The 13019-nt window shown below is 66.0% G+C and carries 16 protein-coding genes; 9 read left to right on the top strand and 7 right to left on the bottom strand.

The annotated features are described in order from the left end of the window. Positions 1-158 precede the first annotated feature (158 nt). Complete coding sequence (locus MXF70_RS07650) at positions 159-419, top strand: glutathione S-transferase N-terminal domain-containing protein (RefSeq protein ID WP_248515033.1); 261 nt, start codon at positions 159-161, stop codon at positions 417-419. 62 nt (positions 420-481) lie between these two features. Next, positions 482-640 (top strand): hypothetical protein, encoded by a 159-nt coding sequence (locus MXF70_RS07645; RefSeq protein ID WP_248515032.1) that lies wholly within the window; start codon positions 482-484, stop codon positions 638-640. A gap of 104 nt (positions 641-744) precedes the next feature. Here the strand turns inward: MXF70_RS07645 and MXF70_RS07640 are convergent, their stop codons facing one another. The 4 genes from MXF70_RS07640 to MXF70_RS07625 form a co-directional block, all read right to left on the bottom strand. Beyond that, positions 745-1161 carry a universal stress protein gene (locus MXF70_RS07640; protein WP_248515031.1) on the bottom strand — a complete coding sequence of 139 codons (417 nt, stop codon included), beginning with the start codon at positions 1159-1161 and terminating at the stop codon, positions 745-747. Between the two features lie 106 nt (positions 1162-1267). Further along, a complete protein-coding gene (locus MXF70_RS07635) occupies positions 1268-1732 on the bottom strand; it encodes a DUF5812 family protein (RefSeq protein ID WP_248515030.1) in 465 nt (154 codons plus the stop codon). Between the two features lie 149 nt (positions 1733-1881). Next, positions 1882-2541 (bottom strand): phosphate ABC transporter permease, encoded by a 660-nt coding sequence (locus MXF70_RS07630; RefSeq protein WP_248515029.1) that lies wholly within the window; start codon positions 2539-2541, stop codon positions 1882-1884. 140 nt (positions 2542-2681) lie between these two features. Continuing rightward, entirely contained in the window at positions 2682-3068 is a 387-nt protein-coding gene (locus tag MXF70_RS07625) for a type IV pilin domain-containing protein (RefSeq protein ID WP_248515028.1), read from the bottom strand. Positions 3069-3296: 228 nt separating this feature from the next. Here MXF70_RS07625 and hisS point away from each other — a divergent pair, with 228 nt between their 5' ends. Continuing rightward, the gene (gene hisS, locus MXF70_RS07620) at positions 3297-4613 is read left to right on the top strand and encodes a histidine--tRNA ligase (protein ID WP_248515027.1); all 1317 of its coding nucleotides are present in this window, start codon (positions 3297-3299) and stop codon (positions 4611-4613) included. 102 nt (positions 4614-4715) lie between these two features. Here the strand turns inward: hisS and MXF70_RS07615 are convergent, their stop codons facing one another. Beyond that, on the bottom strand, positions 4716-5717 hold the full coding sequence (locus tag MXF70_RS07615) for an NAD(P)H-dependent flavin oxidoreductase (RefSeq protein ID WP_248515026.1): 1002 nt from the start codon (positions 5715-5717) through the stop codon (positions 4716-4718). Between the two features lie 108 nt (positions 5718-5825). Here MXF70_RS07615 and truA point away from each other — a divergent pair, with 108 nt between their 5' ends. From truA to MXF70_RS07595, 4 genes are all read left to right on the top strand, one after another. Continuing rightward, positions 5826-6728 carry a tRNA pseudouridine(38-40) synthase TruA gene (truA, locus tag MXF70_RS07610; protein ID WP_248515025.1) on the top strand — a complete coding sequence of 301 codons (903 nt, stop codon included), beginning with the start codon at positions 5826-5828 and terminating at the stop codon, positions 6726-6728. Positions 6729-6945: 217 nt separating this feature from the next. Next, on the top strand, positions 6946-7233 hold the full coding sequence (locus MXF70_RS07605; protein WP_259370424.1) for an SWIM zinc finger family protein: 288 nt from the start codon (positions 6946-6948) through the stop codon (positions 7231-7233). A 238-nt stretch (positions 7234-7471) separates the two neighbouring features. Next, complete coding sequence (locus MXF70_RS07600) at positions 7472-8185, top strand: hypothetical protein (protein ID WP_248515023.1); 714 nt, start codon at positions 7472-7474, stop codon at positions 8183-8185. A gap of 104 nt (positions 8186-8289) precedes the next feature. Continuing rightward, positions 8290-8517, top strand: coding sequence for a DUF7860 family protein (locus tag MXF70_RS07595; protein WP_248515022.1), 228 nt, complete (start codon positions 8290-8292; stop codon positions 8515-8517). A gap of 188 nt (positions 8518-8705) precedes the next feature. On the opposite strand, the gene MXF70_RS07590 is transcribed toward MXF70_RS07595, so the two are convergent. Further along, positions 8706-9278, bottom strand: coding sequence for a 30S ribosomal protein S7 (locus MXF70_RS07590; RefSeq protein WP_248515021.1), 573 nt, complete (start codon positions 9276-9278; stop codon positions 8706-8708). A gap of 2 nt (positions 9279-9280) precedes the next feature. After that, a complete protein-coding gene (locus tag MXF70_RS07585; protein ID WP_248515020.1) occupies positions 9281-9709 on the bottom strand; it encodes a 30S ribosomal protein S12 in 429 nt (142 codons plus the stop codon). A 786-nt stretch (positions 9710-10495) separates the two neighbouring features. Here MXF70_RS07585 and MXF70_RS07580 point away from each other — a divergent pair. Beyond that, on the top strand, positions 10496-11608 hold the full coding sequence (locus MXF70_RS07580) for a guanosine monophosphate reductase (RefSeq protein ID WP_248515019.1): 1113 nt from the start codon (positions 10496-10498) through the stop codon (positions 11606-11608). A 350-nt stretch (positions 11609-11958) separates the two neighbouring features. Next, positions 11959-12972, top strand: a complete 1014-nt coding sequence (locus MXF70_RS07575) for a transcription initiation factor IIB (RefSeq protein WP_248515018.1) — start codon at positions 11959-11961, stop codon at positions 12970-12972. Positions 12973-13019 lie beyond the last annotated feature (47 nt).

The following is a 13019-nucleotide window of genomic DNA, read 5'->3' as shown; positions in this document are numbered from 1 at the left end:
GACCGTCTGGCTCTGGATTCAAATTCCTGCGAGGTTTTTGACGAACCACAGATCTGCAGCCTCAGCAACGGCTCCTCCTCATCAGTAACGTCGCCAATGAAAGACGAGAGCGCAGAAAGCACCCACTGTTGATACACGCGAAGGCCCCAACTCATCCCGTGCTCGAACTCTACCAGTCCGAAGGCTGCGCCCATTCCACCACGGTCCGCGAGACGCTCTCTGAACTCGGCGTCTCCTACGTCGCGCACAATCCCCGACTCCCGGGGAACGAAGGTGGCGACGTGACCAACGAAACCACGCACGAGCAGCTCGTGGCGGGCGGGGAGGATCAGATACCGTACCTCGTGGACACCGATCGGCAGACCACGCTGTACGGAAGCGAGGACATCGTAACGTATCTCGAGGACCACTACGCGTGAGGGAACGACTTTGACGAGCGCCGCTTTTTTCAGAATCGAGCCGTCTACGTGCCAGATGCAGTATGTCCCGGAGTAGCGACACCGACGAGGCGGTACAGCGCGTAAAAGACGCGTTCGACAGTGCCGCGAAGGAGGCCGATCAGATCAGCGACACGGCCAAACAGGAGTTCGACGAGGCGATCGACGAACTCGAAGCGAAGGTCGACAAACTACGCAACTGAGAGGCAGCCGACGTCGGCGTGCCGGGAACACGCGTTTTTTCGAGCGGTGGATCAGTGGAGCATCGCCATCCCTGGAGTCGAGGGTGTATCGGTCGCTCTCGAACTTACCGAACGACGGTCACAGTCATGGGTGCGCGTCGGACGATCCGCTCGGCGACGTTGCCCAGCAGCACTCGCGAAACGCCCTCGCGGCCGTGACTGCCGACGACGATGACGTCGACGCCCTCGTCCTCCGCGAACTCGACGATCTCCTGGGCCGGTTTTCCAACGGCCGTCTCGATACGGAACTCGACGTCGGCGTCGTCGATCAGGTCCCTGACCGCCTCGGAGAGCTCCGCAGCCCCCTCGTCCTGAGCGTCTTTGAGCCGCTCCTGGAGGAGATCCCAGCCGGCCATCAGGTGGCCGCCGGACATCTCGATCACGCGCAACAGAACGATCTCGTCGTCGGGGTAGCGATCGATCGCGTGTTCGATCGCCGTCTGTGCTGGAGCCGAACCGTCGTACGCGACCAGGACAGTCATGGTAACGTCTCTGTCCCGGGCGGGCATAAATCACGGTCCATGAGCCACGGATAGTTGGGACTGTATCAGGAGTCGAGAGTCGAGTGACTGCTCGGCACCAACTCGGTCACTTGGGGAGGTAGCGGACGCTGAGGAGGCCGTCCGCCGTCCGAACTTCGACCCGCACAGCGTCGAGCCTGGCGGCGCGTTCGACCGTGGCCTCGTCCTCGATCACGTCGGCCGCAGCATCGGCCTCCTCGCCCTCGGGAACTGAGAGCACGTGGACCTCGCCCTCGCCGGCGCGCTCGTACCGTTCGAGATCGCCGGTCGCCATCGACTCGGCGGTCTCGATCGAACGCCGCGTCGGTTCGAGATCGACCAGCTCGATCGGAATCTCGCGGCGATCCGAGATCTCGGCGGTCCAGGTGACCTCCATCGGCGGTTCGGCGGTCAGCGTCGCCTCGAGGACCTCGCCCCCGTCGAGATCTGGGTTCGTCGAGAGGGTGTGTAGCTGTCCGTCCTCGACGCTTCGCAGGATCGCCGACTCGTCGTCGGCCTCGACTACGAGAAACGTGCCCGTCGTCGTGGTCATACTCGGTCGTGGGCGGAGGAGCACCTTCGGACTTGCGCGTTCACATCGACGAAACTGACCAAGCGACGCTCTTGCAAACCGCCACACGAAATGTTCGAAGGTGGAAAAGTGGGAACCGTCCCGGTGGCACGACCGACCGCGCGTCGACGTCAGTTGGCCGCGGATTCGTCCTCGCCGCGGTCGGTGATCACGCTCGCACCGGGGAGCGCACCAGCGATCTTGGCGAACCAGCCGAGTTTGAACAGGCCGAACTGCGCGAGCACGCCGAGGACGAACAGTCCCAGGAAGATCGGGTCGTCGAGCGCTACTACGAGCGGATCGATGGTCACGTCGTCGGCCGCCGTCTCGAAGGCGTCCATCGTGAGTTCCGTCGAGGCGAAGGCTGCCCCGACGAAGGCAGTGATCCCGATCAGGGCGGTTTTCGTGAGGAACATCGCGAGGAAGGCGAGTACGATCCCCGTTGCGAGAGCGACGCCAGCCTCGGGAAGCATACCGCTGACGCCGACGATGTCGGTGACGAGGTAGATGCCGAGCAGGCTCCCCACTGCGAATCCGGCGATCGCGACGACCATCGACAACACCGTGTACGCGACGATGACGCCGGCGAGAACCCCGATACCGACAGCGGCGACCGTCGCCAGCATACCGCTGACACCGATGGCGCCGCCGATCGCGGGCGCGATCAGGTATCCAGCACCGCCGCCGAGTACCGCTCCGAGCAACGCGACGCCGTACACCGACAGTGCCGCACCGAACAGGAGCAAGAGCGCCCCCGCAAGGATCAACGCGATTCCGATCAGATCGATCATGAACGGTCAGTTGAGACGCTGGAAGGTGAATCTTGCCCACGGGCACCGTGCATGGCTGGCAGCGATGTCGGGCACGTCGCAAGCTCCGCGAACCGGCCGCTCAGGTGTCGGTCGAATCGAGCTGTCCGCGGATCGGCCGCTCAGGTATCCATCGAGTCGAGTCGTTTGGGCGCTCCCACGCCGCTGCCGTGGTAGTAGACCCGAAGCGTGCTACCCGTTCCGACGCGAAGGATGGCCGCGTCGCCCTCGGTGACTCGTCTCGGGAATCGCCTTACTGACGGGACGCGATCCCGGCCGTCGATCGTGACCGAGAGGTCCTCGCCGCGAATCATGTCTCCACCGTCGTGGACCAGGCGGAGGTGCGTTTCGTTGATGCGGTCGACGGTGAAATTCGCCTGTGGCGAATCGGAGTTCCCGCCGTTGGAGACTTCGATCGCTCCGAACACCGCGAGGGCAACCCCGAGAAGTATCAACACGACGAGCACGACCCCGAGGGCGTCTAGTTTCCGATCGGGGCTCAGAGGCATGCGATCAGTTCAGCGACGGTCGCCCCTAACGGTTGTGAATCCGAACGGCTGCGGGGTGAGCGACCCCCTATTCGAGGGGCTCCCGGTCGGGCACTCCTCGAGGCGATGCCTGGCAACGATGGCGGTCCGAGGACCGTATAGGAGTGACAGTGGCGGTGGTGACACTGACGATGCCACCCCTGGCCGGGGAACGCTGGTTTCAAGCGCAGGGACCGGGTAGCCCGCGTCATGTACGACCGGATCAAGGGGTTCCGGGACACCTACCCCGAATCGATGGGCGCACGTCGCTGGCTGTTCGACACCGTCGAGTCGACGGCCCGCGGCTACGGCTTCCGCGAGATCGATACGCCGGCGCTCGAGCGCACCGAGATGTACGTCGACAAGAGCGGCGAGGAGATCGTCGAGGAGCTCTACAGCTTCGAGGACCAGGGCGGCCGCGACGTCGCCCTAACTCCCGAGCTGACGCCGACCGTCGCGCGGATGGTCGCCGAGCGGGGCCAGGAGCTATCGAAGCCGATCAAGTGGTTCTCGACGCGGAAGTTCTGGCGCTACGAACAGGTCCAGCAGGGCCGATTCCGTGAGTTCTCCCAGACCAACGTCGACATCTTCGGCTCCGCCGAGCCCGACGCCGACGCGGAGATCCTCGCCGTGGCCGCGGAGATGCTGACGGAGTTGGGCCTCCAGCCCGACGACTTCGAGTTCCGCGTCTCCCATCGCGACGTGCTCGGCGGCCTCCTCGAGTCCTTCGACGACGAGGACGCTACCGACGTCGACACAGAAGCGGCGATCCGCACCGTCGACAAGCGTGCCAAGCTCGAGCGACCCCAGTACCTCGATCAGCTCGTCGCCGCGGGCCTCTCCGCCGACCAGGCCGAGCGCTTCGACGACCTCCTCGACACGCCGGAATCGGAGCTCGACGAGCTCGTCGCGTTCGCCGACAACGACCGCGTGTCCAAGGCGATCGAGAACCTCCAGGCGGTGCTCGCCGCAGCCGACGACCTCGGCGTCCGCGAGTACTGCACGCTCTCGCTGTCGACGGCTCGCGGGCTGGACTACTACACCGGCACCGTCTTCGAGTGTTTCGACGCCACCGGCGATGTTTCCCGCGCGGTGTTCGGCGGCGGGCGCTACGACGACCTCATCGGCGATCTCGGCGGCCCCGATACGCCCGCAGTCGGTTTCGCACCGGGCGACGCCACGCTCTCCCTACTCTGCCAGCGCGCCGGCGTCTGGCCCGAGGAGTCCCTCACCACAGATTATTACGTCCTCACCGCTGGCGACACCCGATCGCAGGCCGCCGCTGTCGCCCGCGAGCTCCGGAGCCGCGGCCACGTCGTCGAGTCCGACGTCGCGGATCGCGGGTTCGGTGCGCAGCTCGACTACGCCGACTCGATCGGAGCGGAGACGGTCGTCATCGTCGGCGAGCAGGACCTCGAATCCAACGAGTACACGATCAAGGACATGGACAGCGGCGACCAGACGACGGTGCCCGTCGACGAGTTCCCCGGCGATCTGGAACGGCCGACGTTCGCCGACTTCGCGTAGATGCAGCGCAGCAGGTAGACGGTGGTTCGACTGCGACTGTTCGAAGTGTGCGATTTCTCGGACTATCCAGCCAATAGAGTACCCGACGTTGCCGTGGGAGAGTTACTCGAACCGAGCGGCTGCGTCGCGTGCTTCGGCGACGAGATCGGCAACGACCTCCGCCGCCGGCCGTCGTTCCTCGACTAGCTCGGTGCTCTGTCCCGCGTAGAGGGGCACCTCCTCGATCGCACCATCGACGTCGGGCGTCGCGAGCGCGTCGTCGTACCGGCGGATCGGCTCGCCGTCGCCACCGTGGGCGACGATGTCGTCTTCGCCGGGCTTTCCGTCCCGCGGACGGCCCGCCGCCTCCCAGCGCTCGGTCGTCCCGTTCTCCAGCGTGCGGTGAGGCTGGCCGGGCCAACCACCGTCGTAGGGCTCGCCGTATACCGTCTCCGTCGCGTCGGCCTCGGCGACCCGATCGACGTAGCGGTCGTGGGCCGCCGCTTCCATCGTCGCGACGAAGCGTGTGCCTAGCATCGCCCCGTCGGCACCGAGCACCAGTGCCGCAGCAATCCCGCGTCCGTCGCCGATCCCGCCGGCAGCGACCACTGGTATCTCCGGGACTGCGTCGACGACAGCGGGTACGAGCGGCATCGTTGCGACGTCACCCTGAACGTGGCCGCCAGCTTCCCAGCCCTGCGCGACGACGATGTCGACGCCGGCGTCAGCGGCAGCGCGGGCTTCACTTGCGGATCCGACGGTCCCGGCGACGAGGACGTCCCGATCGTGAATCCGCTCGACGGAGGGGGCCGGATCGCCGAACGAGAGGTGGAGGAGTGCCGGATCGGCGTCCAGACAGGCGTCGATCAGTGTAGCGAGGTCGTCACCGCCAGCGTCTGGATCGAGCACGACGTTCGCCCCGATCGGGCCGTCGGCATCGGCGATCGCCTGCTCGAGCGCGTCGCGTGCGGCATCGGACTCACGCCAGGTCACCGCGAGCATCCCGAGTCCACCGGCGTCGGCGACGGCCGTGGCGAGCTCCGGGCTCGTCGCGCTGCCGATCGGCGCCTGGATGATCGGGTACTCGAGTGGGAGCGCGTCCGTAAGCCGTGTGGCCAGACCCATCACGTCAGGGACTGCACGCGTGAGAACCGTAGAGCTATCGCAGCGGAGCGACGAGCCTGCGGACGACCCACCGCGCGACATTTGTGCTCGCGGGCGGAATGGCAGCCAGTGCGCGCATTCCGAATCGCCTACGACGGCCGGCCGTTCTACGGGTTCCAGCGCCAGCTCGACGTGCCAACCGTCGAGGACGCGCTACTCGACGCGCTGGAGACGCTCGACGTGCTCGACCCGAACGCCGACCCGGGGAGAGGAGTTCGGCCGATTCCGCCCGGATACGCTGCCGCTGGTCGCACCGACGCCGGCGTCTCCGCACTCGCCCAGACGGTCGCCTTCGAGGCGCCGGAGTGGCTGACGCCGCGAGCGCTCAACGGCGAACTGCCCGAGTCGATCCACGCGTGGGCGCACGCGGACGTCCCGAAGTCGGCCGATACCAACGACGGGGCGGGCGCGAGCGGTGATTTTCACGCGACCCACGACGCAATTCGTCGCCGATACGTCTACCAGCTCTACGCGCCCGACGCGAACCCGGAGCTCGCGAGCGAGGCGCTCGGTCGGATCGCCGGCGAGCACGATTTCGCCGCGCTGACGACCGACGATTCGGGGACCGTTCGGACGCTGGCGACGGAGTTCGAGCGAGCAGAGCCGTATCTCGTGCTCGGGGTGTCCGCCGGAGGATTCCCGCGCCACCTCGTGCGCAGAATCGCGTCGCTGGTGCGGATCGTCGCAACGGGCGAGCGTCCGCCGTCCTTCGTCGATGCTGTGCTCGACGGATCGAGCGATCCCGTGACCGACGGCGTGCCAACCGCCGCTGCCGAACCGCTGGTGCTGGCGGACGTGGCGTATCCAGATCTGGAGTTCGTCGTCGACGAAACGGCGGCGACCGATGCGCGCGCTGCGCTGGCCGAGCGCAGCGTCCGAGCGGCGACGCGAGCGCGCACGATCGAGCAGGTCAGCGAAGGGATCGCATCCGGCGGGGAACGGAGCCACGAGGGCGAGGAGCAAGTCGAGTAGCGCGGCCCCGTCTACCCCAACGAGTTTAGTCCCGGCCGATCCTATTTTGGATCGTGTTCGAGGGGGCATCGAGGATCAGGTCGGAGGGAGTTCCGTGAGCGACGAGCCGCGGGACTCCGACGGCCGATCGTCGGGCGCAACCGACGGCGACGCGGGCGACCGTGAGGGCCCCCAGTGGCGCTCGCGTCTCGAAGCCGAGGGCGATCTCACCCCAGATATCGTCGAGGACATCCTCGCGGCCCACGGCGACCGGGGCAGCCGGGCGATCGACGCCGTCGGCGAGGGGCGCGTCAAGGGGTACGAGGATTTCACCGTCGTCGTCGGAAACAGCGACGAGTACGTCATCGAGGACGGCGCCTGCACCTGCAAGGACGCGACGTACAACCTCGACCCGGAGGATCCTACTGCGATGTGCTGGCACGCGCTCGCCGCGGAGATCGCCCGGTCCGTCGGCGCCGTGGAGCACCAGGACATGTACTACTCCGAGGTCCGGGACTTCATCTGACACCCGCTCGACGGGGTTTTCTGGCCCTAGGTTGGGATTTCCGTCCGATACGCAGATCGTACTCGGCCGTGACCGGTGTCTACGGCCCGAGCACGTCGAGGGAGGGCCGCGTGGGTATACGTAGCTACTCGACAGTATTCGAATCCAGCTGGTCGCAAACCCCATCTACGTCGTAATATGAGTTATTCGAGTAGGAGTGGGATACCCGTACGAAGACGTGCAGAACGACGACCATACCGTGGCATTCGAGGCCACCGGCACGGCGGAGCTGCTTGGCGGCGACGATGCATCCGACGCAACAGCGAATTGCTGTCCAGACGCTGCTGCGGTCACATCGGTCGACCGACTGACGGAGCCAGAAACGGTCGCGACCCGCCTGTGTGAGGGGTTCAAACGACACGACGACCGCCAGCGATCCGCCGCAATCGAAGCGTTCGCGGCGGTCGACAGCTTCCAGTTCAGGCATCTCGACGCCGGGACGGTTCGACAGGCTGCGACGGCCTACGTCGACGCCCTCTGGGCCAAGGACGCCGTCGAGGATCGCCACCGCCGCGGAGGGGACGCCGAGGGCGAAATCGATCAGGAGGCGCTCGCGGCTGCCGACTGGAGCGCCGTCGAGTCTGCGCTCTCCGAGCGGGCTGCACGACTCGGGATCGATGCCGAGTACGCCACGCTCACGACGGCGGGATGGCGCAAACACAAGACCGGCGGTGACTACTGGACGCCACACCTTCGCGCTCAGCAACTGGAGCTCAGGGCGGTGCTACGGGATCCGTCCTACCCTCACAAACCACGGCACGGTACCGATGGTGCCGGTCCCGAGGCGACGCGATATCTTCTCGGGGTCGAGCTACACGACTGTCGCCGGTGGACGGAGGCCACGGACGTGATGGTTCCCTACTTCGCCGCGATCGAACGGGCCCGATCGGACGACGAACCCGACGTGGAGTGAGACGAGGAGTGCGGCGTGGGGGACGACGAGCTCGGCGCCGACCGATAACCGGTCGCGTGTCACGGTTCGAAATCGTTAGGTCGCCCGACGTGAAACTCGCGAGCATGCACGGATCGAGCCAGTTCGACTACCCGACGTTGGCGAAAGGCGGCTTCCTCCTCGGCGCCTCGCTGTTCATTCTGGGCGCACTCGGAGAGATCATCGGCCACGTATTGTTTGGATCGCTCCCCGGCTGGGAGGCGACCCTCTTTTTCGACATGGTGGTGCTCGGCGTCCTGATCGGCCTCATCTCGCCGTTCGTCTTCGGGATCTTCCTGCCGCTGGTTGACTGAGAGCCGCCAGAAAGGACCGGCTGGAGAACTGAACGTCTTCTAGGCGTCTGTGTGAGTGCCCGAAGGGTACCTCGACCGCGTCGCGGGCGACCACCTGCCACCTTGCGCCGGAGCGGAGGAACGCCGACGAGTGCCGCTGCTGACCGTCGGACGGAGAGTGGAAACGAAAAATCGCAGAGCGAACGGCGTTACCGCGCTGCGGCGGCGACGCGTTCCTTCTCTTCCTTCTGGTTCACCGCGTAGGTGTCCACGTCGTCGTTGGCTGCGCCGAGCAGCTGGTCGGCGAGCGCCTCCTCGACGTCGACCGGGGACTTGAACGACGCGTTGTAGGTCCCCTGGGCGAGCAGTTCGAGAGCGGTGTCGACGCGGCGCTGGGGTGCGACGTCGACTGCCTTCGGGACGGAGATGCCACCGTATTTCAGGCGGACGGTCTCCTCGCGGGGCGCAGCGTTCTCGACGGCCTCGACGAGGACCTGAATCGGGTTCTCGTCGACGCGCTCGTCGATCTCGGAGAACGCCTCGCGGACGATCTTGGTCGCCTGCTGCTTCTTGCCCGTGTTCTCCTCGGTCTGCATCAGCCGGTTGATCAGCCGCTCGACGATGGAGATCTCGCTCTTGGCGAACTGCTTGTCCGCGTGGCGGCCCATGCTGTGGGCGACGGGCGTCACCGAGATGTACCGTTCCGTGCTCGGGTCGGAGTACTCGATGCCCTCGATCTCGTACTCGCCGAACAGGAGCGGCTGGGATGCTGCTTCACTCATCGTTATCGCACCGGCTTCTCCGCGTTCCCGCGGACGAGTTCGAGCATGGCCACGCCGTTGACCTTCTCGACCTTGTAGTTCACGCCGGAGATGTCCCCCATCGCACGACCCTTCGCACCGCCGATCCCCGCGATGGTGACCTCGTCGTGCTCGTCGATGAAGGAGATAGCGCCGTCACCGGGACAGAAGGCAGAGACCTGCTTGCCGTTCTTGATCAGCTGGACCCGGACACATTTCCGGACTGCAGAGTTGGGCTGCTTGGCCTCGATGCCGATCTTTTCGAGTACGATGCCTCGTGCCTGGGGTGCGCCCTCGAGCGGGTCGGATTTCTCCTTGAGTCCCCGCTCGCGTCGGGCGTACTCCGAGTCGGACCACCGGTGCTTCTGGCGGTCCTTCTGGAGCTTGCGCCCCGCGTATTTGCCGTTCGCCATAGTACACCCGGCTATCCCACCGAGGCACGTAAGGGTTCCCCTTCGGATCGCCCCGAAACGGCTCGAGCGAGCGCGAGCGGCACCGTTCGAGCGATCTCAGCGCCGCTTTGGTGCTGAACGTGACTGTGTGGGCGTGAGGGAGGGGTGGATTTGGGTAGCATTTCAGGGGTAGATCGTCTGCCGACGCCTCCGAAAGCCCCCGATCGCTCGACGCACCTCACTCGTTGCGCTCCTCGCCTCGCTCCGCTCGGCTGCGGTGCTTACTTCGTGACGCACGCCGAGCGATCGGCCCCTTTCGTAGCCCACCCAAACAGCCTCACTCCTCCCCAGCCTTCTGCGCTCCTCGCTCGCGCTGCGGTGCTCGGCCCTCGCACGGTGTCGGCGAGTGGCCGCTCGCCCGCATGGGGCTCGCGGCCATCGCGCAGCGCGCGCCAAGGGCCCCAACGAGGTTTCGCGATCGGTGGAAAAACCCCAGTGTGGGACTTCGGAAGGGGCCGACCGGTCGTCGGTGTAGGCGACGCAAGCGATGACGAGCGAAGTCGCCCGAAAATCTTCGATTTTCGTGATGACGAGAGAGCTTTGCTCTCTCGAACCACTCGTCAAGTGCCGGAGGAAACCTCCGGCCACCGGAGCCGAGCGCCAGCGAGGCGAGGAGCACAGCGAGCGTAAACCGACGAGCGGGAGGGGGCTTCCGTGGGAGGTCGTCGTAGCTGCCCTGCTTCCAACGCCACCTACCCCCTATTCACCAGCACCGTTTTGCCCGTCGAACGCCACCTTTCCTAGGGCATGGACGACGTCAGAACGGGGCTGTCCTACGGGGACGCCCTGCTCGTGCCGCAGCGCTCGCCGGTCAACAGCCGGAGCGACGTGGATCTCACGACTCATCTCACGGACGCGATCGAGCTCGAGAGCCCGCTGCTCTCGGCACCGATGGACACGGTCACGGAGTCAGGCCTCGCGATCGCGCTCTCGTCGGCTGGCGGCTTCGGCACGATCCACCGGTTCGTAGACGCCGAGACGCAGGCTGCGGAGGTCCAGTCGGTCACGGACGCGGGCGAACGCTGTGGCGCGGCGATCGGCATCGACGAGGCGTATCTGGCTCGCGCGGAGGCGGTCCTCGACGCGGGCGCGGCCTGTCTCGTCGTCGACGTCGCGCACGGACATCTCGAGCGGTGTCTGGACGCAGTTGCGGACCTCCGCGGAGCTTTCCCCGACGCAGAGATCGTCGCCGGCAACGTCGCGACGGCGGAGGGTGTTCGGGACCTCGCGGCTGCTGGTGCGGACGCGGTGAAGGTCGGAATCGGGCCGGGCTCACACTGTACGACGCGCGTGGTTGCGGGTGCCGGCGTGCCACAGCTCACTGCCGTCGACGACTGCGCCGACGCGGCGGCGAGGATCGAGACGGTCTCCGGTGGCGACGTTCGACTCGTCGCCGACGGTGGCATTCGCTCCTCCGGTGACGCAGTGAAGGCGCTGATGGCCGGCGCGGATACCGTCATGATGGGTAGCCTCTTCGCCGGAACGGCCGAAGCGCCCAGCGAGGTGGTGTTGATCGACGGAGTTCGGTACAAACGCTCCCGCGGAATGGCGACCACCGCCGCTGCGGAGGACCGCGAGGACAAATCTGACGAGGTGGATAGCCATCTTCCGGCGGCGGACGAGGGCGTCGAAGGATTCACGCCGTACACGGGGGCAGTCGAGGACGTCGTCGAGGAGTTCGCTGGTGGCATTCGCTCGGGGCTCTCCTACTGTGGCGGTGCGACGATCGAGTCAGCGCGCGCCACCGCCGAGTTCGTCGCCGTCGCTGGCAGCGCGAAGGAACGAGAGGGCGCACACGGCGACCACGAGTGGGAGTCAGTGTCCGTCGACTCGGCGGGACAGCCTGGCGACGACGACTGAGTTGGACCGCCACAACCAGTGGGGCTCTAGAGATCCAACGACCGGAAAAGAAACGCCGAGAGATACGATAGAGCACTGCGTGGCAGCTACGGCCACCGATTTGCGGCGAGGGATGCCCATTCTGACCTGATAGAATGGGCACGACCGTACACCGGACCCCACAATTTATCCGTATGCGTGTGACCGAGTCACGCACATCTGTGGTAACACTGATGTCTGTGGGACCGTTTCACACCATTTCCTTATATACCTCGGCGAAACATTTATAAGGCTTTCTACCTAACGTACGGTTAAGTGATCAGGGCTCCGCGGGATCCATTTCTTCCCCCGTTTCCCCCGATCCAACCATCATGACCGAGGAAGACATTCGCACCCGGACAGCGCAGCGAGACGAACAGAGGAGTGAACGTTCGGAGTCGGAGAGCGAGCAGGAGACCGAAGAGATCGACGAGGAAGTACAGTGTCCCGAGTGTGGCGGCGCACTCCGGAACGACGAAGAGCACGGCGAAACAGTCTGTGAAGACTGTGGCCTCGTCGTCGAGAGCGACGAGATCGATCGCGGTCCCGAGTGGCGAGCCTTCGACTCTCGCGAGAAAGACGAAAAATCCCGCGTCGGTGCACCGACGACGAAGATGATGCACGACGAGGGGCTCTCGACCAACATCGGCTGGCAGGACAAGGACGCTTACGGCCGGCAGCTATCGAGCCGGCAGCGAGAGAAGATGCAGCGCCTGCGCACCTGGAACGAGCGATTCCGCACGCGTGACTCCAAGGAGCGGAACCTCAAGCAGGCACTCGGCGAGATCGACCGGATGGCGAGCGCGCTCGGGCTCCCCGAGAACGTTCGCGAGACGGCCAGCGTCATCTATCGGCGCGCGCTCGAAGAGGACCTGCTCCCCGGTCGCTCGATCGAGGGCGTCGCGACGGCCAGCCTGTACGCCTCCGCGCGACAGGCCGGCACGCCGCGCAGCCTCGACGAGCTGGAGGAAGTCTCCCGCGTCGACAAGATGGAGCTCACCCGGACGTACCGCTACGTGGTCCGCGAGCTCGGCCTCGAAGTCCAGCCCGCCGACCCCAAGCAGTACGTTCCCCGGTTCGTCTCCGATCTCGGCCTCTCCGAGGAGGTCGAACGGCGCGCACGCCAGCTGCTCGACCGCGCCCAGGACGTCGGCGTCCACAGCGGGAAGTCACCCGTCGGCCTCGCTGCCGCGGCAGTCTACGCCGCATCCCTCCTCACCAACGAGAAGGTCACGCAGAACGAGGTCAGCGACGTCGCCGACATCTCGGAAGTGACGATCCGGAACCGCTACAAGGAACTGCTCGAGGCCGCAGAGGGCGACGACGGCTCTCCCGCACCCGCCTGAGGACGGTTTCGCTCGTCGCAGTCCATTTCTGTACAGTCTCGATCTCT

The organism is Salinarchaeum laminariae (assembly GCF_023204835.1).
Lineage (GTDB): Archaea > Halobacteriota > Halobacteria > Halobacteriales > Salinarchaeaceae > Salinarchaeum > Salinarchaeum laminariae.
Note: the sequence above shows the minus strand (reverse complement) of the source record. Positions and strands in the feature narration are given on the sequence as shown.

Excerpts from the sequence above, each read along its gene's own strand:
- MXF70_RS07575 (WP_248515018.1), top strand. The coding sequence starts at position 11,959 with ATGACCGAGGAAGACATTCGCACCCGGACAGCGCAGCGAGACGAACAG.
- MXF70_RS07640 (WP_248515031.1), bottom strand. The coding sequence starts at position 1,161 with ATGACTGTCCTGGTCGCGTACGACGGTTCGGCTCCAGCACAGACGGCG.
- hisS (WP_248515027.1), top strand. The coding sequence starts at position 3,297 with ATGTACGACCGGATCAAGGGGTTCCGGGACACCTACCCCGAATCGATG.
- MXF70_RS07580 (WP_248515019.1), top strand. The coding sequence starts at position 10,496 with ATGGACGACGTCAGAACGGGGCTGTCCTACGGGGACGCCCTGCTCGTG.
- MXF70_RS07635 (WP_248515030.1), bottom strand. The coding sequence starts at position 1,732 with ATGACCACGACGACGGGCACGTTTCTCGTAGTCGAGGCCGACGACGAG.
- MXF70_RS07595 (WP_248515022.1), top strand. The coding sequence starts at position 8,290 with ATGCACGGATCGAGCCAGTTCGACTACCCGACGTTGGCGAAAGGCGGC.
- MXF70_RS07625 (WP_248515028.1), bottom strand. The coding sequence starts at position 3,068 with ATGCCTCTGAGCCCCGATCGGAAACTAGACGCCCTCGGGGTCGTGCTC.
- MXF70_RS07645 (WP_248515032.1), top strand. The coding sequence starts at position 482 with ATGTCCCGGAGTAGCGACACCGACGAGGCGGTACAGCGCGTAAAAGAC.
- MXF70_RS07590 (WP_248515021.1), bottom strand. The coding sequence starts at position 9,278 with ATGAGTGAAGCAGCATCCCAGCCGCTCCTGTTCGGCGAGTACGAGATC.
- MXF70_RS07630 (WP_248515029.1), bottom strand. The coding sequence starts at position 2,541 with ATGATCGATCTGATCGGAATCGCGTTGATCCTTGCGGGGGCGCTCTTG.
- MXF70_RS07585 (WP_248515020.1), bottom strand. The coding sequence starts at position 9,709 with ATGGCGAACGGCAAATACGCGGGGCGCAAGCTCCAGAAGGACCGCCAG.
- MXF70_RS07615 (WP_248515026.1), bottom strand. The coding sequence starts at position 5,717 with ATGGGTCTGGCCACACGGCTTACGGACGCGCTCCCACTCGAGTACCCG.